Genomic DNA, 19,777 nt, shown 5'->3' on the forward strand with positions numbered 1-19,777 from the left:
TTGTTGATTGACGAGTCAATAAACTTCAAGCTAGCTGCCTTTGGCAAGCATTATTATCAAGGGCCGCATCATGCCGAAGCTTGGAATGGAGCCTATCCGAAAGGCGGCGCTCGTCAAAGCCACGATTGTGGAAATCGGGCGGACGGGGTCTTTGGACGTGACGGTCAGTCAGATCGCCAAGCGAGCGGGGATGTCGTCGGCGTTGGCGCATCACTATTTCGGCAGCAAGGAAGAGATGTTTCTGGCGGCGATGCGGCACATTCTGACGCTGTATGGTGCCGAGGTGCGCGGAGCATTGGCGCTGGCAGAGGGGCCGGAAAGCCGGTTGCGGGCGGTTCTGGCCGCAAGTTTTAGCGCTGCAAATTTCCGGCGCGAGGCGGTCGGGGCATGGCTGAACTTCTGGGTGCTTGCGCAAACGGTGCCCGAGGCCAAGCGGTTGCTGAAGGTCTATCAGGGGCGGTTGCGGTCGAACCTTTTGGCCGGATTGCGGCCTTTGGCAGGCGATCGGGCCGAGCCGATTGCCGAGGGTCTGGGCGCGTTGATCGACGGGCTTTACCTGCGCGAAGTGCTGAAATCGGGGCCACCGGATCGTGAATTGGCGGTGACGACCGCGTTGAATTACCTGAACTCTAAGTTGGAAGGGGCCCGCCCATGATGGCGCAGCCGAAGGCCAGTCATTTCGTTGACGGTCAATATGTTGAAGACACAGCGGGCGCTGTGATCGAGGTGATCTATCCCGCGACGGGTGCGGTGATTGCGCGTCTGCACGAGGCTACGCCTGCGGTGATCGAGGCGGCTTTGGCCTCGGCTGCCCGTGCACAGGTGGCTTGGGCTGCAACCCGCCCGGTAGAGCGCGCACGGGTGCTGCGTCGCGCCGCCGATCTGATCCGGGACCGCAATCCGGAGCTTGCGCGGTTGGAGACTTTGGACACCGGCAAGCCGATACAGGAAACCTTGGTGGCCGATTGGCCCTCGGGTGCCGATGCGTTGGAGTATTTCGCGGGGCTGGCGCCGAGTGTGGGTGGCGAGACGATCCCGTTGGGCCGCGATTTCGCCTATACCATCCGCGAGGCTTTGGGGGTTTGCGTCGGCATCGGGGCGTGGAATTATCCCAGCCAGATCGCCTGCTGGAAATCCGCGCCCGCCTTGGCTTTGGGCAATGCGATGGTGTTCAAGCCGTCGGAAGTCACCCCCCTCGGCGCGTTGCAACTGGCCGAGATTTTCATCGAAGCCGGGCTGCCTGCGGGCCTGTTCAACGTGGTGCAGGGGCGTGGAGCGGTTGGATCGGCTTTGGTGTCGGACGCCCGTGTGGCGAAAGTGTCGCTGACCGGATCGGTGCCGACCGGGCAGAAAGTTTACGCGCTCGCGGCGGCGGGCGTGCGGCATGTGACGATGGAACTCGGCGGCAAATCCCCGATTCTGGTGTTTGATGATGCGAGTGTCGAGGATGCCGTGGGCGCGGCCATGCTGGGGAATTTCTATTCCGCAGGCCAAGTGTGCAGCAATGGCACGCGGGTGTTCGTGCAAAAGGGCATCAAGGCCAAGTTTTTGAAAAGGCTTGCAGAACGCACGACTGCAATCAAGCTGGGTGATCCGTTGGACGAAGCCACGCAGATGGGGCCGCTGGTCTCGGGCGCGCAACTGGCCAAGGTTCTGGGCTACATCGAGACCGCCAAGGCTGAGGGTGCGACGCTGATCTGTGGCGGTGGACAGGCCGGGGCCGAGGGGGCCTTTGTGCAGCCGACGGTCTTTGCCGATGTGACGGATGGGATGACCATAGCGAAGGAAGAAGTGTTCGGCCCGGTGATGGCGGTGCTGGATTTTGACACCGAGGATGAAGCCGTGGCGCGCGCCAATGCCACTGAGTTTGGCTTGGCTGCTGGTGTTTTCACTGCTGATATCAGCCGCGCGCATCGGGTGATTGCGGCGTTGCAGGCCGGCACTTGCTGGATCAACGCCTATAACCTGACTCCGGTGGAAATGCCGTTTGGCGGATCGAAACTGTCGGGGGTGGGGCGTGAAAACGGCCATGCGGCGGTGGAGCATTATAGCCAAGTGAAAAGCGTCTACGTGGGTATGGGGCCGGTGGACGCGCCTTATTGAATACCCTGACTGGCTGCTGCCTCGGCGGCCTGACGCGGTAAGATGATGAAATCTGGAGATATCATGACGGCGGAATATGTGATCATTGGCTCGGGCTCGGCAGGGTCGGCGATTGCCTATCGTCTGGCCGAAGCGGGCAAGCGGGTGGTTGTGATCGAGCAGGGCGGCAGCGATTTCGGCCCGTTCATCCAGATGCCAGCGGCTTTGTCCTATCCGATGAATATGGGAATCTACGACTGGGGGTTTCAGTCAGAGCCGGAGCCTTATCTGGATGGTCGGCGCTTGGCGACGCCGCGCGGCAAGGTGATTGGTGGGTCATCGAGCATCAACGGCATGGTCTATGTGCGCGGCCATGCGCGCGATTATGACACATGGGCCGAGATGGGCGCGCAGGGTTGGTCTTATGCCGATGTGCTGCCGTATTTTCAGCGCATGGAAACATGGCATGGCGAGGCCGATGGCACGGCCTCGGGTGACCCTGCGTTTCGCGGCAAGGACGGCCCGCTGCATATCTCGCGCGGGCCACGCAAAAACCCGCTGTTCAACGCCTTTATCAAGGCCGGTCAGCAGGCAGGCTATCCGGTGACGCAGGATTACAACGGTCAGGCGCAGGAAGGTTTCGGCGCGATGGAGGCGACGATTTTCAAAGGCGTGCGCTGGTCGACGGCCAATGCTTACCTCCGGCCCGCGCTGAAAACCGGGTTGGTCAAGCTGGTGCGCGGCTTTGCCCGCAAGGTGGTGATCGAGAATGGCCGCGCGGTGGGGGTTGAGATTGAACGCGGCGGCGCGATTGAGGTGATCCGCGCCAGCACCGAGGTGATCGTGGCGGCCTCCTCGATAAACTCGCCCAAGATTTTGATGCTGTCAGGGATCGGCGATGCGCAGGCGTTGCAGGAACATGGCATTCAGGTGGTGGCAGATCGGCCCGGTGTGGGCGCGAATTTGCAGGATCACCTTGAGATCTACATGCAGTTTCAGGCGAAAAAGCCGATCACTCTGTATAAATACTGGAACCTCTGGGGCAAGGCGCTGATCGGGGCGCAGTGGCTGTTCACCGGCAAGGGGCTGGGGGCGAGCAATCAGTTCGAGGCTTGCGCATTCATCCGCAGCAAGGCCGGGGTGGATTACCCGGATATCGAGTATCATTTCCTGCCGATTGCGGTGCGCTATGATGGCAAGGCGGCGGCGGGGGGGCATGGTTTTCAGGTGCATGTCGGGCCGATGCGGTCGAAATCGCGCGGGGCGGTGACGTTGCGGTCAGCCGATCCGAAGGATGCGCCGAAAATCCTGTTCAACTATATGTCCGACCCCAGCGATTGGGAGGATTTCCGCGCCTGTATCCGCCTGACGCGGGAGATTTTCGCTGAGCCTGCGATGGCCGAGCATGTGAAATCTGAGATTCAGCCGGGGATGGCGGCGCAGTCGGATGCAGAGTTGGATGCGTTTTTGAAGGAGCATGTCGAAAGCGCCTATCATCCCTGTGGCACCTGCCGGATGGGGCGGCGGGATGATCCGTTGGCGGTGGTGGATGAGGAATGCCGGGTGATCGGGGTGGAGGGGCTGCGGGTCGCCGACAGCTCGATCTTCCCGCAGGTCACGAACGGCAATCTGAACGGGCCGTCGATCATGACGGGCGAGAAAGCGGCGGATCATATTCTGGGCAAGCGGCTGGCGCGGTCGAATTTGCAGCCGGTGATCAATGAGAACTGGCGGGCGTCCCAAAGGTGAGGTCCCAACTCGGGACCAAAAATTTATATATCAAAACAAAGGCTTGTATTCTCATTTTAAGACTTTGTTAATAAATCGGTGGTTGATCAAGGTCAAAGCAACGCGAAGACGCCGCCGCTAATCTGGGCGGCGTCAGCGTTACCAAGGAGAGACCGATGTCACACACACCGCATGGATTGGCGGCAGAATTCCCCGAATTTGCTCTGAAGCTTTCGGCGATGAAAGAGAAGGACGCGCATTTTGCCAAGCTGGTCGCGGAATATGACGCGGTGAATGGCAAGGTGCATCGGGCTGAGACTCGGCTGGAGTTGCTGAGCGCGGCAGAGGAAGATGTGTTACGCAAGCAACGGGCGGCGTTGAAAGATCATATCTGGCAGCATCTGAAAGCCTGATCGCAACCGGGCTGCGGCCTTGGCCGCCATCGAGGCGGCACGCGGCCGCTGCTGCCGCAGGAACGTGCTGGACACGCAGTGCTTTGGGCAGGCGTTGAAGCCTCCGGCTACACGGAATGCCAAGGCATTCCGTTTTGGATATTTGAGAACAGGTGAAATGCAAGAGGGCGGCTTTGGTCATCCTCTGCGCTCAAACATCCCCCGCGGAGCGTTCCCAAATGTCAGTCTGCGATGTCGTATGGCAGAAGGCCCCGGTGGTCTGGGTTGACTTTCAGCCGACGCTCCAGGGGGGGCACCGAGCGTTGGTGGCAATCGCGGCGTTCGCAGATGCGGCAGGAGATGCCGATGGGTTCGAAGCGGCCTTTCAGATCAAGTCCGTCGGCATAGACGAGGCTCGAGGCGTGGCTGACCTCGCACCCCAGACCGATGGCGTAGCGGCGCACTGGGGCGAGGAAGGCGCCGCCGGGTTTTGAGACATCGCGCGACAGGCAGAGGTAGCGCACACCATCGGGGGTTTCGGCCAGTTGCCGCAGGAAATGGCCAGGTGTTTCGAACGCGCGATGGACGTTCCAGAGCGGGCAGGCACCGCCGAAGCGCGCGAATTGCAGGCGGGTGGCGGAGTGGCGTTTGGTGATCGTGCCAGCCTGATCGACGCGGACGAAGAAGAACGGGATGCCCTTGGCGCCGGGGCGTTGCAGGGTCGAGAGGCGGTGCGCGACTTGTTCGATGCTGGCGCCGAACAGATCGGCGAGGCGTTCAAGGTCGTGGCGGGTTTCTTGCGCCGCTGCAAGGAAGGCGCGGTAGGGCATCAGCGCGGCACCGGCGAAATAGTTCGCCATGCCGATCTTGGCGATGTCGCGGGCCTCGCGTGTCTGGAACCGGGCGAGGTCAAGACTGGCCTCGATCAGTTCATTCTGAGTTTGCAGTGCCACCTGATAGAGCAGTTGGAAGCGCTGGGTTGGCGCTGCGGCGCGGGCCGAGAGCGCGAGGGCGCGGGTGCTGGGATCAAAGCGGCGCAGTGGGCCAGTGTTCGAAAACTGCACATGGATGCCGCGCTTTTCTAGTGCCTCGGTTGCGATAATAAGCGCGTCTTTGCCGGAGCTTGCGGCGGATATGAAATGTTCGGCGGCGCGGTCGAGCGGATCGACGTAATTGTCGCAATAGTGAAAGAAGTCGCGCACCTCTTCCCACGGGCTTGCGCGTAGGGCGGTGTCTTCCCGACCCAAAGCCTCATCTAGCGAGGCGAGGCGTTCGTGGCTTTGGCGGTAGGCGCGGTGCAGATCGAGGAAGGCGCGGGCCAGCGCCGGGGCGTTGGAGGCGGCAAGGCGCAGATCGGCCAAGGGCGGGGCGGCTTTGGCGAAGACCGGATCGGCCAGCGCCTCGCGCATGTCGGAAACCAGACGTTCGCCTTCGCCTGCGTTGAGTTCGGTGACATCCAGTCCAAACTCCTGCGCCAGTGCCAGCACCACGGTGGCAGAGACTGGGCGGTGGTTGTTTTCCATCTGGTTCAGATAGGGCAGCGAGACGCCGAGTTTGTCGGCAAAGCTGCGCTGGGTCAGCGCAAGGCGGCCGCGCAGCTCGCGCAGTTTGGCACCGGCGTAAAGTTTCTGGATGGCCATCGCACGCTCCTTTGCAAAGCCAGCCTAGGCTTTGCAAACTCGGGTGGTCAAGCCGCAATGCCTAAGGCGCGGGCGCGGCGGATCACCGCAAGGATGCAGAGCGTGGACAGCACCGAGGAGGCCAGCATCAGCAGCACCAGTGGCATTTCGGTAGAGCCGGGGGGTAGTACCGCCCCAGCCAGCGCGGCAAGGCCAGCGCCGCCGCCGACCATGATCGCGCCGCCAAGGCCAGAGGCGGTGCCCGCGAGATCGGGGCGCACCGACAGGATACCCGCGTTGGCCGAGGGCAGGGCCACGCCGTTGCCAAGCCCCATGGTCAGTGTCAGGCCAAAGAACATCACCGGGCCGGACAGGCCCAGTGCGGTGATCAGTGCCAGTGCGGCAAGGCCCAGGGTGGTGATGGTGGTGCCGATCAGCACCATTTTGTTCATGCCAAAGCGCACCGAATAGCGGCCTGCGAAGAAGTTTCCCGCCATGTAGCCGACGGCGGTGATGGCAAACAGGATGCCGATATGGCTGGAGCTGAGGTGATAGACTTGGTTGCCGACATAGGGCGCACCGCCGAGATAGGCGTAAAAGCAGCCCGAGGCGAAGGCGGCAGCGCCGCAATAGCCCCAGAAGCGCTGCGATTTCAGCAGGAATGGATAGCTTTGCATCTGTTGTTTGACCGACAGGCGTTGCAGGGTCGCGGTCTCACCCAGATCGGCCCAGCAGAGGGCGGTCACGATGACGCCAAGCCCCAGCAGCAGGCCGAAATTGGCTTGCCAGCCGAACCATTCATCCAGAAGCCCGCCGATCACCGGGCCGATCATCGGCACGAGGCTCATCCCCATTGTGACATAGCCGATCATCGAGGCGGCCTCGGCATCCGACACCATATCGCGCACCACGGCGCGCGACAGCACGATGCCTGCGGCCACCACGGCTTGGGCCATGCGGAAGATCAGGAAGGCGGTGGCGTTGGCGGCGGTCAGGGTGCCGATGGTGGCGATCAGGAACAGCGCGAGCGACACTAGCACGACATTGCGGCGGCCGTAGCGGTCGGAGATCGGGCCGATCAGGATTTGCAGCACCGCCGATAGCGCGAGGTAGAGCGCGACCGACAGTTGCATCAGCGCGTAGGGCGCGTCGAAGTAAGCGGCCATGCCGGGCAGCGAGGGCAGGAAGATGTTCATCGTCAGCGCTGACAGGCCCGCGAGCAGGGTCAGGGTGAGGATTTTTGGCGGCGTGCGGCGGTTGAGAAAGATCGCCTTGGGGTGCGGCATTGTATGGCCTTGATGCGGCGCGAAGGCTTGGTCGGGGAAGCCTCCGGCGGGGATATTTGAGCAGAGAGGATGACCTTAAGCGCGGGTCAGCTCCATTTATGGAAGATGAAGAACGCGCCGAGTGCGATGAAGGCAAAGCCGAGCGCGTGGTTCCAGGTGAGCGGTTCCTTCAGGTAAAATACTGAAAATACTGCGAAAACCGAGAGGGTGATCACCTCTTGAATGGTTTTCAGTTGCGCGCCGTTGTAAATGGTGGAGCCGATGCGGTTGGCTGGGACCATCAGACAGTATTCGAAAAACGCAATCCCCCAAGAGATGAAGATCACGGTGATCAGGGCGGTGGATTTGTGTTTGAGGTGGCCGTACCAGGCGAAGGTCATGAAGACGTTCGACAGCGTGAGCAGGCCGATGGTGACTAGCGGGACGGGAAGGGTGGGCATGGGGCTCGGGTCCAAGTTGGGCGGTTTTGGCGGTATATAGGACAAAGCGCGGTTTTGCCATCAGGCTTGGTGCGCGCGTGCGGACCATGCCAGAGTTGTGTTTGGCGGGGCGGTTTGGGCAATGCCGCGCCGGATCTGCCGGGGCCGCAAGGGAATCGCTGCATTTTGGCGCGGTTTGCGCTAAGATCACAAAAAAATAAAACGAGCAGGACTGACAAAATGACCGTGATCCGAACCGCTCGGCGCCTTTCTGGTGCCGGTTTTGCGCTGGCGCTGCTGGCAAGCTGTGGCCATAGCGAGTTGGAATGTATGGAGCGTGCGATGTATTTCGAATCCAACCGCTCCAGCCGCGACGGCATGGTGGCGGTGGGCAGTGTGGTGATGAACCGAGTGGAGTCGGGGCAGTATCCGCGCAGCGTCTGCGGCGTGGTGGGCCAGCGCAACCAGTTCGCGCCGGGGGTGATGCGCAAGCGGATGGATACCCGCACCGCGCCCAAGCTGCGCGAGGCGGCCAAATCGGTGTTGCAGGGCGAGCGGCATCCCTTGATCGGCGATGCGAAATTCTTCCACACCGCGACTTACAAGGCGGGTTACAACAACATGCAATATGTGCTGACCACGGGCGGCAATGCGTTTTATGAGCGGATTGATCCCGCGTCGGTAACGCAGCCTTTGCCGTTGCCGCCGATCGAGGGCATCACTGGGGCGCAGTAACCGGGGGCGCACTAACATCGGGGCGGTATAATTTGCAGGTTTGCAATTTGCAGTCTGGATGCTTCGCTTGATTTGCATATTTTCGATGTTGTTCTTCCCGTGGGCGGTGCCGGAGGTTATGTTGGCAGCGCTCGAGGGAGGGGCTGCCGATGAAAGACATCCTGCAACAGTTGGACGCACGCCGCGAAGTGGCGCGTCAGGGCGGCGGCGCACGCCGGATTGAAGCGCAGCACGCCAAGGGCAAGCTGACCGCGCGTGAACGGATCGAGTTGTTGCTGGACGAGGGCAGCTTCGAAGAATTCGATATGTTCGTAGCGCATCGCTGCACCGATTTCGGCATGGAGGCGGATCGTCCGGCAGGGGATGGGGTTGTCACCGGCTGGGGCACGGTGAACGGGCGCATGGTCTATGTGTTTTCGCAGGACTTCACGGTGTTTGGCGGATCGCTTTCGGAAACCCACGCGCAAAAGATCTGCAAGATCATGGATATGGCGATGCAGAACGGCGCGCCTGTCATTGGGCTGAACGATTCTGGCGGCGCGCGGATTCAGGAAGGCGTCGCCAGCCTTGCAGGCTATGCCGAGGTGTTTCAGCGCAATGTGATGGCGAGCGGAGTCGTGCCGCAGATTTCGGTGATCATGGGGCCTTGCGCGGGCGGGGCGGTGTATTCGCCGGCAATGACCGACTTTATTTTCATGGTGAAGGACAGCTCTTACATGTTCGTCACCGGGCCGGATGTGGTGAAAACCGTCACCAATGAGGTGGTGACGGCGGAAGAACTGGGTGGGGCATCAACGCATACGCGGAAATCCTCGGTCGCCGATGGCGCGTTTGAGAATGATGTCGAGGCTTTGGCCGAGGTGCGCCGTCTGGTCGATTTCCTGCCGCTGAACAACCGCCAGAAAGCTCCGGTGCGGCCGTTCTTTGATGATCCGGCGCGGTTGGAGGCTAGCCTTGATACGCTGATCCCCGAGAACCCGAACCAGCCCTATGATATGAAGGAATTGATTGAGAAGCTGGCCGATGAGGGCGATTTCTTTGAAATCCAACGCGATTTCGCCGCCAATATCATCACGGGTTTCATCCGGATCGAGGGGCAATCGGTGGGCGTCGTCGCCAATCAGCCGATGGTGCTGGCGGGTTGCCTGGATATCGACTCAAGCCGCAAGGCTGCGCGGTTCGTGCGCTTCTGCGATGCGTTTGAAATTCCGATCCTGACGCTGGTGGACGTGCCGGGGTTCTTGCCGGGTGTTGCGCAGGAATTGGGCGGCGTGATCAAGCATGGTGCCAAGCTGCTGTTTGCCTATGGCGAGGCGACGGTGCCGAAGGTGACGGTGATCACCCGTAAAGCCTATGGCGGCGCTTATGACGTGATGTCTTCGAAGCATTTGCGCGGCGATTTCAACTATGCCTGGCCCACGGCAGAGATTGCGGTGATGGGCGCGAAGGGCGCGACCGAGATCATCCATCGCGGCAAGGCGCCGGAAGAAATCGCGCGGCTGACCGCCGAGTATGAAAGCCGTTTTGCCAACCCGTTCGTGGCGGCGGAAAAGGGCTTTATCGACGAAGTGATCATGCCACATTCGACGCGCCGCCGTATCGCGCGGGCATTTGCATCCCTGCGCGGCAAGAAGCTGGCGAACCCGTGGAAAAAGCACGATAACATTCCGCTGTGACCTTTGGAGAACAGCAATGCGTGTGGGCAACCGAAAAGCGGGGCGGCCATGACCGATCCGAACACAAGTGAAAGTGCAGAAGGCGTTCTGGTGCCGGTGCCCTCGGGGCAAGAGGTGCGGTTTGTCGACGTGGTTATGAACGCGCCGGGGCCGGATGGCTTGACTGCGCGTTTCCGCTTTGTCGCCCCGGCGATTGCCAAAGACGGCGGAACCGTGGGTTTTGACGTGGCGGCAGGCGATATGGAACATCTGTGCAAGAACTTTGCTTTGCCACGGATTGCCGGAACCGGACCTGTGCCCAGCCAGATCGTGATCAGCCTTTCCGACCGCGACGTGCCGTTTGGCGAAGCTGCCCCAGAGGCCACTCAATTCTTTGAGGCGTATCGTGTCGAGGGCGACGCCTGTATATGGGAGGCTTTTTGATGAAAGCACAAAATCTAGCGGCCAACACCCCCGTGCAACCCATGGCTGATGTAGCCTTGCCACAGCTTTGGGCAATTGGTGAATTTTCGTGTCAATTCCGCAGTTTATCGGCTAGTGTTAAAGCAGACCGAACCCAAGCGGTCTTTCCTTCGCAGAAGGGGGCGGCACAAAGCACGCCTCCCGTAGAAAAATGGAGTCGAGGATGTCGAGCACTAAAGTTACCGTTCTGGCCGTTTGCCTTGCCGCTTTCGTGGCTGGCTGCGCCAAGAAAGCCGAAGACGTGGTTTACGTCGATCAACCGGCTGTCACCACCGAGCCGACCTACACCGGCAAATACAAATAATATCATCGGGCGGGCTTTGGGCCTGATGGCCCAGCCCGCCCTTTTTCTATCTGCGGCAAGGGCTTGCCAGCCGTCGGCAACAACTGACCGAAGCGTTGCGAACCGCTTTGCACTTGACCTTGGCTGCGCCTATGGTGCGGGCGACGTCAACGCTGCAAACTGGAGTATCCCATGCGTTCCGCAACCATCCTCGCCTTCATCGCGCTTTCGGCTTTCGCAGCTTGCGCCAAAAAAGAAGCTCCCATGGAGCCTGCACCGGCTCCGGTCTCGGTTGAGCCGACCTATACCGGCAAATACAAGTAATCTCTGCGGGCGGGGTTACAGCCCCGCCTTCACCTCCGGTCTGGAGGTGGCATCATGCTGAAGCATCGCGGTTTTCCTGGCCGCCTGACCGGCACTGATTTTCAATTCGTGATCCGGCGCGCCAATATGAAGCAGGGCGCAGCCAAGATCATCCGGCGGGAACGCTACGCAGATCGCAAGAACACTGACCGCGCCGCCGATACCGGCTTTATGGCGGCTTTGTGGGCGCAGTTCGGCGAAGAGCCGTTCGAGCGTGGCAATCTGGATGCGGGGCGGCTGTCGTGGCTGTTTGGCCGCGAGGTGGTGCCCGCCGAAGACCCCTTCAACCCCGCCTCTTACGATGCGCTGCTGAAGATCAACCTCAAGGTCGCGCAGGTGTCTTTCCCTGAAATTTTCGCCCCCGACGCCGCGCCTTATGACTTTGGCGATTGGGATGATGACGAGGATCAGGATTAGGCATGATTCCGCGCAAGCCCTTGGCATCTTGGCAGCAATTCGCGCAGGCCTTCCCGCTGCGCGAAACAGGATTTGCGCCGCGCGCGGGCTTGCGCGATGATCAATCTGTGCTTGGGGCGTTGCCTGCACCGCAACGCTTTGGGCAAGACTGTTACCCTTTCCCTACCCTCTGGCCTGACTCCGACGGGGTCAGGCCTTTTTTTCTAACAAAGCTGGCACCGTCTTGGCGGCTTGTTGCCAGTTGCAAAATGCAGTGCATTTTTCAGTTTGCATCGCTGCGGGAAACAGTAGAATCTGCAGGTAGAACAACAACCAAAAGAGGCAGTTCACTATGCGGAAATCTCTCCTTCTTCTTGCCATTCTCACCATGCCGCTGGCTGGCTGTCTGCAAGACCCGGCTTCGCGCGGGCTGGCAGGTGCTGCGGCTGGCGCTGCAATCGCCGATGTCACTGACAACAATGCCGTCACCGGCGCTGTCATTGGCGGCCTTGCAGGCGCTGCAACCTGCGGCGTCAACCTGGGCTTGCCGCCCTGCTACTGATCTGATCGCCGCAAACGCGGCGGGTTATTTTGACGGCCAGTCGGGAAATCCCCGGCTGGCCGTTTTGTTTTGCGCGTTCTGGCCCGAACGCGAAGGGGAGAGAGCTGATGTTTAAGAAAATCCTGATCGCCAATCGGGGTGAGATCGCCTGCCGCGTGATCAAGACCGCGCGCAAGATGGGGATCAAGACGGTGGCGGTTTATTCCGACGCCGACCGAGGCGCGTTGCATGTGCAGATGGCGGACGAGGCCATCCATATCGGGCCATCGCCTGCGGCGCAGTCCTACATCGTGATCGACAAGATCATGGCGGCGATCAAGGAAAGCGGCGCTGAGGCGGTGCATCCGGGCTATGGGTTTCTGTCTGAAAACATGAACTTCGCGGCGGCTTTGGAGGCGGCGGGTGTGGCCTTCATCGGCCCACCGAGCCCGGCGATCGAGGCGATGGGCGACAAGATCACCTCGAAAAAGCTGGCACAGGCGGCGGGGGTTTCCACCGTGCCGGGGCATATGGGGCTTATCGCGGATGCCGATGAGGCGGTCAAGATTGCCAGCCAGATCGGCTATCCGGTGATGATCAAGGCCAGCGCGGGTGGTGGCGGCAAGGGCATGCGGATCGCTTGGGATGATGCCGAGGCGCGCGAGGGCTTTCAGTCGTCAAAGAACGAAGCGGCGGCGTCTTTCGGCGATGACCGGATTTTCATTGAGAAATTCGTGACGCAACCGCGGCATATCGAAATCCAGGTGCTGGCCGACAAGCACGGCAACACCGTCTATCTGCACGAGCGTGAATGTTCGATCCAGCGCCGCAATCAAAAGGTGATCGAGGAAGCGCCCTCGCCCTTCTTGGACGAGGCGACGCGCAAAGCGATGGGCGAGCAGGCCTGCGCTTTGGCCCGCGCGGTGGGCTATACCAGTGCGGGGACGGTGGAATTCATCGTCGATGGTGCCCGCAATTTCTATTTCCTTGAGATGAATACCCGGTTGCAGGTGGAACATCCTGTCACCGAACTGATCACCGGCGTCGATCTGGTCGAACAGATGATCCGGGTGGCTTATGGCGAGAAGCTGCCGTTCCAGCAAAGCGACCTGAAGATCAACGGCTGGGCCATGGAGAGCCGTTTGTATGCCGAGGATCCCTATCGCAACTTCCTGCCCTCGATTGGCCGTCTGACCCGCTACCGTCCACCGGTCGAAGGCAGCACGCCGCGCGGTGGCATCGTGCGCAATGATACCGGGGTGTATGAGGGCGGCGAAATCAGCATGTTCTACGACCCAATGATCGCCAAGCTTTGCACCTGGGGGCCAACGCGGGCGGCGGCGATCGAGGAAATGCGGCTGGCCTTGGACACGTTCGAGGTGGAAGGCATCGGCCACAATCTGCCCTTCGTGGGGGCGGTGATGGAGCATCCGCGTTTTCAATCCGGCAATATCACCACGGCGTTCATTGCCGAGGAATATCCCGAAGGCTTCCAAGGCGCGGTGCTGGACCCCGACACTTTGGCGCGGGTTGCGGCAAGTGCGGCTGCGATGAACCGGGTGGCGGAAATCCGGCGCACCCGCATCAGCGGCACGATGGACAACCACGAGCGCCGGGTGGGCGATGATTGGGTGGTGACGCTGCAAGGCGTTGAACATGCGGTGAAAATTGCAGCGGACCCTGCGGGGTCAACCGTGACCTTCGCAGATGGCCGCTCGATCCGTGTCGAATCTGCTTGGGTGCCGGGGCAAAGCCTTGCCGCACTTTTGGTCGATGGTTCGGCTTTGGTGATGAAGGTGGGCAAGATCAGCGGCGGCTTCCGGCTGCGGCTGCGCGGTGCCGATCTGAAAGTGCATGTGCGCACGCCGCGTCAGGCCGATCTCGCCAAGCTGATGATCGAAAAGCTGCCGCCCGATACGTCGAAATTCCTGCTCTGCCCGATGCCGGGGCTTGTCGCCAAGATCATGGTCGCGGTTGGGGATGAGGTGCAGGAGGGGCAGGCGCTGGCGACGGTCGAGGCGATGAAGATGGAGAACATCCTGAAAGCCGAGCGCAAGGGCGTGGTCAAAGCCGTCAAGGCCGCCGAGGGCAGCAGCCTGAAGGTCGATGAGGTGATCATGGAGTTTGAGTGAGCCTCTCGCTCATCCTCTGCGCTTAAATATCCCACGGGGGTTCCGGGGGTGTGAAACCCCCGGCTTTTGCCATCCGCGCCCGCTGCTACAGGACAATGCCATGACCGATCTGAACGCCTGGAAGACCCTTGCCGCCAAGGAAATGAAGGGGGGTGACCCCGATAGCCTGAACTGGCAAACCCTTGAAGGCATTACGGTAAAGCCGCTTTATACGCAGGCGGATGTCGCAGACCTGCCGCAGATGGGCGAATTGCCGGGGTTCGCGCCATTCACCCGTGGCGTGAAGGCCACGATGTATGCGGGGCGGCCTTGGACGATCCGGCAATATGCCGGGTTCTCGACCGCCGAGGCCAGCAATGCGTTTTATCGCAAGAATTTGGCGGCGGGGCAGCAGGGGGTCTCGGTGGCTTTCGATCTGGCAACCCATCGCGGCTATGACAGCGATCACCCACGGGTGGAGGGGGACGTTGGCAAGGCCGGGGTGGCGATTGACAGCGTTGAGGATATGAAAATCCTGTTCGACGGCATCCCGCTGGATAAAGTCAGCGTTTCCATGACGATGAACGGCGCGGTGATCCCGATTTTGGCGTCTTTCATCGTGGCGGGTGAAGAACAGGGCGTGGATCGCAGCCTGCTGTCGGGCACCATTCAGAACGACATTCTGAAAGAATTCATGGTGCGGAATACCTATGTCTATCCGCCAGAACCCTCGATGCGGATCATCGCGGATATCATCGAATACAGTTCGGCCCAGATGCCAAAGTTCAATTCGATCTCGATTTCCGGCTATCACATGCAGGAGGCCGGGGCCAATCTGGTGCAGGAACTGGCCTATACGCTTGCCGATGGCCGCGAATATGTCCGTGCCGCACTGGCGCGGGGGATGAATGTGGATGATTTCGCGGGGCGGCTGAGTTTCTTCTTCGCCATCGGGATGAACTTCTTCATGGAGGCGGCAAAGTTGCGCGCGGCACGGTTGCTGTGGCACCGCATCATGTCGGAATTTCAGCCGAAAAAGCAGGGCAGCCTGATGCTGCGCACGCATTGCCAGACCTCTGGCGTGTCCTTGCAAGAGGCGGACCCCTATAACAACGTCATCCGCACGGCGTATGAGGCGATGTCGGCGGTGCTGGGCGGCACGCAAAGCCTGCACACCAATGCCTTGGATGAGGCGATTGCTTTGCCAACCGAATTTTCGGCCCGGATCGCGCGCAATACCCAGTTGATCTTGCAGGAAGAAACCGGGGTGACGCATGTCGTCGATCCGCTGGCGGGGTCGTATTACGTTGAAAGCCTGACGGCAGAGCTGGCCTCGGAAGCGTGGAAGCTGATCGAGGAAGTCGAGGCGATGGGCGGGATGACCAAGGCCGTCGCGAGCGGAATGCCCAAGCTGCGCATCGAGGAATCGGCGGCAAAGCGGCAGGCGGCGATTGATCGCGGTGATGAGGTCGTCGTCGGGGTGAACAAATACCGCCTTGCCCAGCAGGATGCGATCGACATTCTGGATATCGACAACGTCGCAGTGCGCGAGGCGCAGATCGCGCGGCTGAAAACCACCCGTGCGGCGCGGGATGAGGTGGCTTGTCAGGCGGCTTTGGATGAACTGACCCGCATCGCGGGCCACGAGGGCAATCTGCTGGCCGCAGCGGTGGAAGCCGCGCGGGCACGGGCGACAGTGGGGGAAATCAGCATGGCGATGGAGAAAGCGTTCGGGCGGCACCGGGCCGAGGTGAAGACTCTGGCCGGCGTTTATGGCGCTGCCTATGAGGGTGACGCGGGCTTTGCCGCGATCCAAGCGGATGTCGAGAAATTCGCCGAGGAAGAAGGCCGCCGCCCGCGCATGCTGGTGGTCAAGATGGGGCAGGATGGCCATGATCGCGGCGCCAAGGTGATCGCCACCGCTTTCGCCGATATCGGCTTTGACGTTGATGTCGGGCCGTTGTTCCAGACCCCGGCTGAGGCCGCGCAGGATGCCATCGACAATGATGTGCATGTGGTGGGGATTTCCAGCCAAGCGGCGGGGCACAAGACACTGGCGCCGAAACTGGTGCAGGCGCTGCGCGATGCGGGCGCGGGCGAGATTCTGGTGATCTGCGGCGGGGTTATTCCGCAGCAGGATTACCAGTTCCTTTACGATGCCGGTGTGAAGGCGATCTTTGGGCCGGGGACGAATATCCCCAACGCGGCGAAGGATATTCTGGATCTGATCCGCAAGGCGCGCGGGTAGGGCGGAGCCTCCGGCGGGAGTATTTACGCCAATGTGAAAGGCTAAAGCGGCGAGCGCGGCTGTCTTGGCCCTTCATTGCGCAAACTGCCTTAGTGCATGAGCCAGAGATATACGCCGCCCAGTATCAGGGCGGATACGCCAAGCGCGCCTGCGAATTGATCTATGGGCGGGCCGGCCACAAAACCGGCAAAGACCAAGGCACAGAGCAACGCCCAAACCTGCATGGCTTTGCGATACTGAGCCTTGCCGAAAATCGCCAGAAAATTGAACACCACAAGGCCGAACCCGCTTAGGAAAACCCATTGCAGGTTCATCAGCTGGTCTTTCCCTTCAACAGCGCAAAGATCGCCATGGCGTGACCGTGGCCGAGGTCAAATTCACCCTTCAGCCAGTCGGTGATCTGGGTGGCTTTGATGCCCGGGGCGATCCCATCTGCTGTGGCAAAGCCCTTGGCTTGCGCCATCGCCCTGAAATCCGCAGGCGTCCTGCCGGTTTTGGTCTGGATATTGTCCAGATAGGCTTGGAACGACATTCACCCCTCCTGTTTGGCGGCCCAGATCAGGCCGCGTCGTAGCAACTCGCGCGCGGGGCCGTGGTTGATCACATCGGCCTGATGGCCCAATGCGTTGTAATAGACCCGGCCCTGACCCCAAAGTTTGCTGAACACCACCGGCATAGCAACCGGGCCGTTCGGGCTGTGCGGCCCCTCTACAACCGGGAAATCGCAGACCGCGTGGACGCGCACGGCGGGGTCGATGTGCAGATAATATTGCTCGGTTGCCACATCGAAATCGCTGATCCCAGCCACCAGCGGATCATCCGACACCATCCGCACCCGGTAATTCACGCCGTCATTGCCCGGATGCGCCACCCATTGCGCGCCTGTCATGAACTGCCACAAAACATCGGCGCGAAAGGCATCGCACATCCCGCCGTGGCAACCGCCAAGCCCCACGCCAGAGGCAACCGCAGCGGCGACGTTTTCGGATTGGTGTTTCTCGATACTGCTCATCGTCCAGACCGGAACAATCAGGCTGAGGCCTGCCAGCCGCGCCGGATCATCGAAACAGGCCAGGGTATCCGTGACCTCAACCGCCATGCCTTCGGCGCGCAACATCTCGGCGAACAGGGCGGCGACCTTATCGGGCTGATGGCCGTCCCAGCCGCCCCAGGTGATCAATGCTGTCGCCATGGTCATCCTCTCTGCGCAAATATCCTCGGGGGGAGGATTTGCTTGTCAAATCCGTCGGGGGGCAGAAAGCCCCCCGCCGTTGTCACAATTTCCGCAGTTCGCCGGATGGTCAATTCAGAACCGTTGCGGGCTGGCGGGTTTGTTGGCGATGATCGTCTCAATCTCCGCCATCACATCCGGTGTCAGCTTGGGTTTGTTTTGCAAGGCTGCAAGGTTATCGCTCAACTGGCTGGCGCGCGATGCCCCAAGGATCACCGTTGAGACGCGCGGGTTGGCCAGACACCAAAGCAGGGCCAGATGCGCCAATGGCAGGCCCGCCTTGTCGGCCAGATCGGCCAGCGCGCGGGTTTTCGCCAGCTTTGCTTGGCCTGCGTCCGAGGTCAGCATATCCTTCAGCCATTCATAGCCGGGCAGGGTCATCCGGCTGTCGTTGGGGATCGCGGCGTTATATTTGCCGGTCAGGATGCCCGAGGCCAAGGGCGACCAGATCGTCGTGCCAAGTCCAACCGTGTCGTAGAGTGGCGCATAATCGGCCTCGACCTTCTGCCGCTCGAACAGGTTATACTGCGGCTGCTCCATCGTGGGCGGGGTCAGACCCGCGGCGCGAGCGACCATATGTGCTTCGGTGATCTGTTGCGCCGACCATTCCGAGGTGCCCCAATACAAAACCTTGCCTTGGGTGATCAGGTTGTGCATCGCCCGCACGGTTTCCTCAATCGGCGTGTCGATGTCGGGGCGGTGGCAGAAGTAGAGATCAAGGTAGTCCACCTGCAGGCGGCGCAGGGCGGCGTGGCAGGCTTCGGTCACATGTTTGGCCGAAAGCCCGCGCTGGGTGGGGCGATCGCCGCCCCAGAACACTTTCGACGACACAATATAGCTGTCGCGGCTCCACCCCAGACTGTGCAGGGCCTGCCCCATCACCAGTTCGGAGTTCCCGGCCTCGTAGCCTTCCGCATTGTCGAAAAAGTTGACGCCCGCATCATAGGCCAGCGTCATCATGGATTTGGCGTCATTGCCATCCACTTGCTTGCCAAACGTTACCCAAGAGCCAAACGAGAACTCGGAAACCTTCAGGCCGGATTTGCCCAGACGACGATAATCCATCTCAATGCTCCTGTGATTAATGGGAAGGCGGGCGCAGGCTGCTCAGGCGGCGGCCGTGGCGTTCGATAGCGGCAAGGATTCGCGCTTCTTCGGCATCGGGCAAGGCGGTGACGCGGCGGTTGCGCGACCTTGCGCCGACGGGGTCATCAAAGCGCACGGTGGCGCGCATCGGAAAGTGATCCGAGCCGACATTGGGGCCGCGCCTGAAATCAATCAGGCTGACATCGGTGGTGGCATAAAACTGGTCAATCGGCATCCGCATCCACCAGCGGTTTGCGTCAAAGCTGCAGACCGGGCCGCGCCCGACACGGGGGTCAAGGTAGCCGCCCACCGATTTGAAGCGATGCGCAATCTGCGACCAGGCGGGAGTGTTGAAATCGCCCATCGAGATCACCGGCAGATCGCTGTCGCGGGCGTGGCGCGCGGCATAGGCGACCTCGGCATCGCGGCCCTCGGTGTCTTCGCCGGGGACCGGCGGTTTGGGGTGGAGGCCGACAAAGCGAAACCGCGTGCCATCGGGCGCTTCGAGTTCGGCCAGAACCGAGGGCGTGTCCTCCACCGACAGATAGGTGACGCGGGCGGCGTGGCAGGGCAGGCGGGTGGCAAAGATCAGGCCGTAGTAATTGTTCTTGATCTCGCGCAGCACGGTTGGATAGCGCGCCAAGGCCTGGGCAAGGGCTGCATCCCAAGCGGCATCGGTTTCCATCAGGAACAGCACATCGGGATCAGTGCGGGCAATCTCAGCCAGCACAGCGGCGTGGTTGGTGTTTTCCATCAGCACGTTCATCGCAAGGCAGCGCACATCATGCGCTGCCCCGCCCGAAGTCGCACGATGCATCTCTTTCGCGGCAAGCGGGTTGAACGGCCAGATATGCCACGCTTGCATCAGCATGGCGGCGATCAGCGCAAGGCCTAGGACAAAGTTGCCATGCCAAAGCGTGCCGATCAGGGTCAGGGCTTGCAGGCCCAGAATTTGCAGGCGCGGAAACTCCAGCCCGCGCACCCACCACAGCGGCGATTGCCATAGCGGCAGCAGGGTGACGCCGACCAGCAGGATCGTCGCGCAGAGCAGCAAGCCAGTCAGAACCATTCCCATCCCCTTTCGCTGCAAGATAGGGGAGTTAGGCCGGACGGCAACTG

Annotated in this window: 21 protein-coding genes; 13 read left to right on the top strand and 8 right to left on the bottom strand. The window is 61.1% G+C overall.

Annotation, left to right across the window (positions count from 1 at the left end):
• Positions 1-70 precede the first annotated feature (70 nt).
• From betI to ACFOGH_RS00210, 4 genes are all read left to right on the top strand, one after another.
• Positions 71-655 (top strand): choline-binding transcriptional repressor BetI, encoded by a 585-nt coding sequence (betI, locus tag ACFOGH_RS00195; RefSeq protein ID WP_380071044.1) that lies wholly within the window; start codon positions 71-73, stop codon positions 653-655.
• Entirely contained in the window at positions 652-2,103 is a 1,452-nt protein-coding gene (betB, locus tag ACFOGH_RS00200) for a betaine-aldehyde dehydrogenase (protein WP_380071045.1), read from the top strand. Before betI ends, betB begins: the two co-directional genes overlap by 4 nt.
• A 63-nt stretch (positions 2,104-2,166) precedes the next feature.
• Positions 2,167-3,831, top strand: a complete 1,665-nt coding sequence (betA, locus tag ACFOGH_RS00205) for a choline dehydrogenase (protein WP_380073933.1) — start codon at positions 2,167-2,169, stop codon at positions 3,829-3,831.
• 155 nt (positions 3,832-3,986) lie between these two features.
• Positions 3,987-4,223, top strand: a complete 237-nt coding sequence (locus ACFOGH_RS00210; RefSeq protein WP_380071046.1) for a YdcH family protein — start codon at positions 3,987-3,989, stop codon at positions 4,221-4,223.
• A 221-nt stretch (positions 4,224-4,444) separates the two neighbouring features.
• On the opposite strand, the gene ACFOGH_RS00215 is transcribed toward ACFOGH_RS00210, so the two are convergent.
• The 3 genes from ACFOGH_RS00215 to ACFOGH_RS00225 all read right to left on the bottom strand — a co-directional run bounded on the left by ACFOGH_RS00215 (position 4,445) and on the right by ACFOGH_RS00225 (position 7,547).
• Positions 4,445-5,842, bottom strand: a complete 1,398-nt coding sequence (locus ACFOGH_RS00215) for a helix-turn-helix domain-containing protein (RefSeq protein ID WP_380071047.1) — start codon at positions 5,840-5,842, stop codon at positions 4,445-4,447.
• Positions 5,843-5,889: 47 nt separating this feature from the next.
• Positions 5,890-7,107 (bottom strand): multidrug effflux MFS transporter, encoded by a 1,218-nt coding sequence (locus ACFOGH_RS00220; RefSeq protein WP_380071048.1) that lies wholly within the window; start codon positions 7,105-7,107, stop codon positions 5,890-5,892.
• A gap of 86 nt (positions 7,108-7,193) precedes the next feature.
• Entirely contained in the window at positions 7,194-7,547 is a 354-nt protein-coding gene (locus ACFOGH_RS00225) for a DMT family protein (protein WP_380071049.1), read from the bottom strand.
• Positions 7,548-7,766: 219 nt separating this feature from the next.
• Between ACFOGH_RS00225 and ACFOGH_RS00230 the strand changes: the two genes are divergently transcribed.
• From ACFOGH_RS00230 to scpA, 9 genes are all read left to right on the top strand, one after another.
• Positions 7,767-8,261, top strand: coding sequence for a cell wall hydrolase (locus ACFOGH_RS00230; protein ID WP_380071050.1), 495 nt, complete (start codon positions 7,767-7,769; stop codon positions 8,259-8,261).
• Between the two features lie 149 nt (positions 8,262-8,410).
• Positions 8,411-9,937 (top strand): acyl-CoA carboxylase subunit beta, encoded by a 1,527-nt coding sequence (locus tag ACFOGH_RS00235; RefSeq protein ID WP_380071051.1) that lies wholly within the window; start codon positions 8,411-8,413, stop codon positions 9,935-9,937.
• A 48-nt stretch (positions 9,938-9,985) separates the two neighbouring features.
• Complete coding sequence (locus ACFOGH_RS00240) at positions 9,986-10,360, top strand: DUF6497 family protein (RefSeq protein ID WP_380071053.1); 375 nt, start codon at positions 9,986-9,988, stop codon at positions 10,358-10,360.
• 202 nt (positions 10,361-10,562) lie between these two features.
• Positions 10,563-10,703 (top strand): hypothetical protein, encoded by a 141-nt coding sequence (locus ACFOGH_RS00245; RefSeq protein ID WP_380071054.1) that lies wholly within the window; start codon positions 10,563-10,565, stop codon positions 10,701-10,703.
• Positions 10,704-10,874: 171 nt separating this feature from the next.
• Positions 10,875-11,006, top strand: coding sequence for a hypothetical protein (locus ACFOGH_RS00250; RefSeq protein ID WP_380071055.1), 132 nt, complete (start codon positions 10,875-10,877; stop codon positions 11,004-11,006).
• Between the two features lie 54 nt (positions 11,007-11,060).
• Positions 11,061-11,462 (top strand): hypothetical protein, encoded by a 402-nt coding sequence (locus tag ACFOGH_RS00255; protein ID WP_380071056.1) that lies wholly within the window; start codon positions 11,061-11,063, stop codon positions 11,460-11,462.
• A gap of 367 nt (positions 11,463-11,829) precedes the next feature.
• Positions 11,830-12,003, top strand: a complete 174-nt coding sequence (locus ACFOGH_RS00260) for a hypothetical protein (protein WP_380071057.1) — start codon at positions 11,830-11,832, stop codon at positions 12,001-12,003.
• A gap of 107 nt (positions 12,004-12,110) precedes the next feature.
• Complete coding sequence (locus ACFOGH_RS00265; RefSeq protein ID WP_380071058.1) at positions 12,111-14,114, top strand: acetyl-CoA carboxylase biotin carboxylase subunit; 2,004 nt, start codon at positions 12,111-12,113, stop codon at positions 14,112-14,114.
• 100 nt (positions 14,115-14,214) lie between these two features.
• Entirely contained in the window at positions 14,215-16,341 is a 2,127-nt protein-coding gene (gene scpA / locus ACFOGH_RS00270; protein WP_380071059.1) for a methylmalonyl-CoA mutase, read from the top strand.
• An 89-nt stretch (positions 16,342-16,430) separates the two neighbouring features.
• Here scpA and ACFOGH_RS00275 read toward each other — a convergent pair whose 3' ends face one another.
• From ACFOGH_RS00275 to ACFOGH_RS00295, 5 genes are all read right to left on the bottom strand, one after another.
• Positions 16,431-16,655, bottom strand: coding sequence for a hypothetical protein (locus ACFOGH_RS00275; protein ID WP_380071060.1), 225 nt, complete (start codon positions 16,653-16,655; stop codon positions 16,431-16,433).
• On the bottom strand, positions 16,655-16,873 hold the full coding sequence (locus ACFOGH_RS00280) for a DUF4287 domain-containing protein (protein ID WP_380071061.1): 219 nt from the start codon (positions 16,871-16,873) through the stop codon (positions 16,655-16,657). The genes ACFOGH_RS00275 and ACFOGH_RS00280 overlap by 1 nt, the downstream gene beginning before the upstream one ends.
• Positions 16,874-17,533, bottom strand: a complete 660-nt coding sequence (locus ACFOGH_RS00285) for a ThuA domain-containing protein (protein ID WP_380071062.1) — start codon at positions 17,531-17,533, stop codon at positions 16,874-16,876.
• A 114-nt stretch (positions 17,534-17,647) separates the two neighbouring features.
• Positions 17,648-18,637, bottom strand: coding sequence for a potassium channel beta subunit family protein (locus ACFOGH_RS00290; RefSeq protein ID WP_380071063.1), 990 nt, complete (start codon positions 18,635-18,637; stop codon positions 17,648-17,650).
• A 16-nt stretch (positions 18,638-18,653) separates the two neighbouring features.
• Positions 18,654-19,727 carry an endonuclease/exonuclease/phosphatase family protein gene (locus ACFOGH_RS00295; RefSeq protein WP_380071064.1) on the bottom strand — a complete coding sequence of 358 codons (1,074 nt, stop codon included), beginning with the start codon at positions 19,725-19,727 and terminating at the stop codon, positions 18,654-18,656.
• Between the last annotated feature and the right edge of the window lie 50 nt (positions 19,728-19,777).

The sequence above is a fragment of the Cypionkella sinensis genome, assembly GCF_042646385.1.
Classification (GTDB): domain Bacteria; phylum Pseudomonadota; class Alphaproteobacteria; order Rhodobacterales; family Rhodobacteraceae; genus Cypionkella; species Cypionkella sinensis.

Bases quoted from the DNA above. Each gene is read 5' to 3' on its own strand.
- betI (WP_380071044.1), top strand. From the start codon at position 71: ATGCCGAAGCTTGGAATGGAGCCTATCCGAAAGGCGGCGCTCGTCAAA.
- betB (WP_380071045.1), top strand. From the start codon at position 652: ATGATGGCGCAGCCGAAGGCCAGTCATTTCGTTGACGGTCAATATGTT.
- betA (WP_380073933.1), top strand. From the start codon at position 2,167: ATGACGGCGGAATATGTGATCATTGGCTCGGGCTCGGCAGGGTCGGCG.
- ACFOGH_RS00210 (WP_380071046.1), top strand. From the start codon at position 3,987: ATGTCACACACACCGCATGGATTGGCGGCAGAATTCCCCGAATTTGCT.
- ACFOGH_RS00215 (WP_380071047.1), bottom strand. From the start codon at position 5,842: ATGGCCATCCAGAAACTTTACGCCGGTGCCAAACTGCGCGAGCTGCGC.
- ACFOGH_RS00220 (WP_380071048.1), bottom strand. From the start codon at position 7,107: ATGCCGCACCCCAAGGCGATCTTTCTCAACCGCCGCACGCCGCCAAAA.
- ACFOGH_RS00225 (WP_380071049.1), bottom strand. From the start codon at position 7,547: ATGCCCACCCTTCCCGTCCCGCTAGTCACCATCGGCCTGCTCACGCTG.
- ACFOGH_RS00230 (WP_380071050.1), top strand. From the start codon at position 7,767: ATGACCGTGATCCGAACCGCTCGGCGCCTTTCTGGTGCCGGTTTTGCG.
- ACFOGH_RS00235 (WP_380071051.1), top strand. From the start codon at position 8,411: ATGAAAGACATCCTGCAACAGTTGGACGCACGCCGCGAAGTGGCGCGT.
- ACFOGH_RS00240 (WP_380071053.1), top strand. From the start codon at position 9,986: ATGACCGATCCGAACACAAGTGAAAGTGCAGAAGGCGTTCTGGTGCCG.
- ACFOGH_RS00245 (WP_380071054.1), top strand. From the start codon at position 10,563: ATGTCGAGCACTAAAGTTACCGTTCTGGCCGTTTGCCTTGCCGCTTTC.
- ACFOGH_RS00250 (WP_380071055.1), top strand. From the start codon at position 10,875: ATGCGTTCCGCAACCATCCTCGCCTTCATCGCGCTTTCGGCTTTCGCA.
- ACFOGH_RS00255 (WP_380071056.1), top strand. From the start codon at position 11,061: ATGCTGAAGCATCGCGGTTTTCCTGGCCGCCTGACCGGCACTGATTTT.
- ACFOGH_RS00260 (WP_380071057.1), top strand. From the start codon at position 11,830: ATGCCGCTGGCTGGCTGTCTGCAAGACCCGGCTTCGCGCGGGCTGGCA.
- ACFOGH_RS00265 (WP_380071058.1), top strand. From the start codon at position 12,111: ATGTTTAAGAAAATCCTGATCGCCAATCGGGGTGAGATCGCCTGCCGC.
- scpA (WP_380071059.1), top strand. From the start codon at position 14,215: ATGACCGATCTGAACGCCTGGAAGACCCTTGCCGCCAAGGAAATGAAG.
- ACFOGH_RS00275 (WP_380071060.1), bottom strand. From the start codon at position 16,655: ATGAACCTGCAATGGGTTTTCCTAAGCGGGTTCGGCCTTGTGGTGTTC.
- ACFOGH_RS00280 (WP_380071061.1), bottom strand. From the start codon at position 16,873: ATGTCGTTCCAAGCCTATCTGGACAATATCCAGACCAAAACCGGCAGG.
- ACFOGH_RS00285 (WP_380071062.1), bottom strand. From the start codon at position 17,533: ATGGCGACAGCATTGATCACCTGGGGCGGCTGGGACGGCCATCAGCCC.
- ACFOGH_RS00290 (WP_380071063.1), bottom strand. From the start codon at position 18,637: ATGGATTATCGTCGTCTGGGCAAATCCGGCCTGAAGGTTTCCGAGTTC.
- ACFOGH_RS00295 (WP_380071064.1), bottom strand. From the start codon at position 19,727: ATGGTTCTGACTGGCTTGCTGCTCTGCGCGACGATCCTGCTGGTCGGC.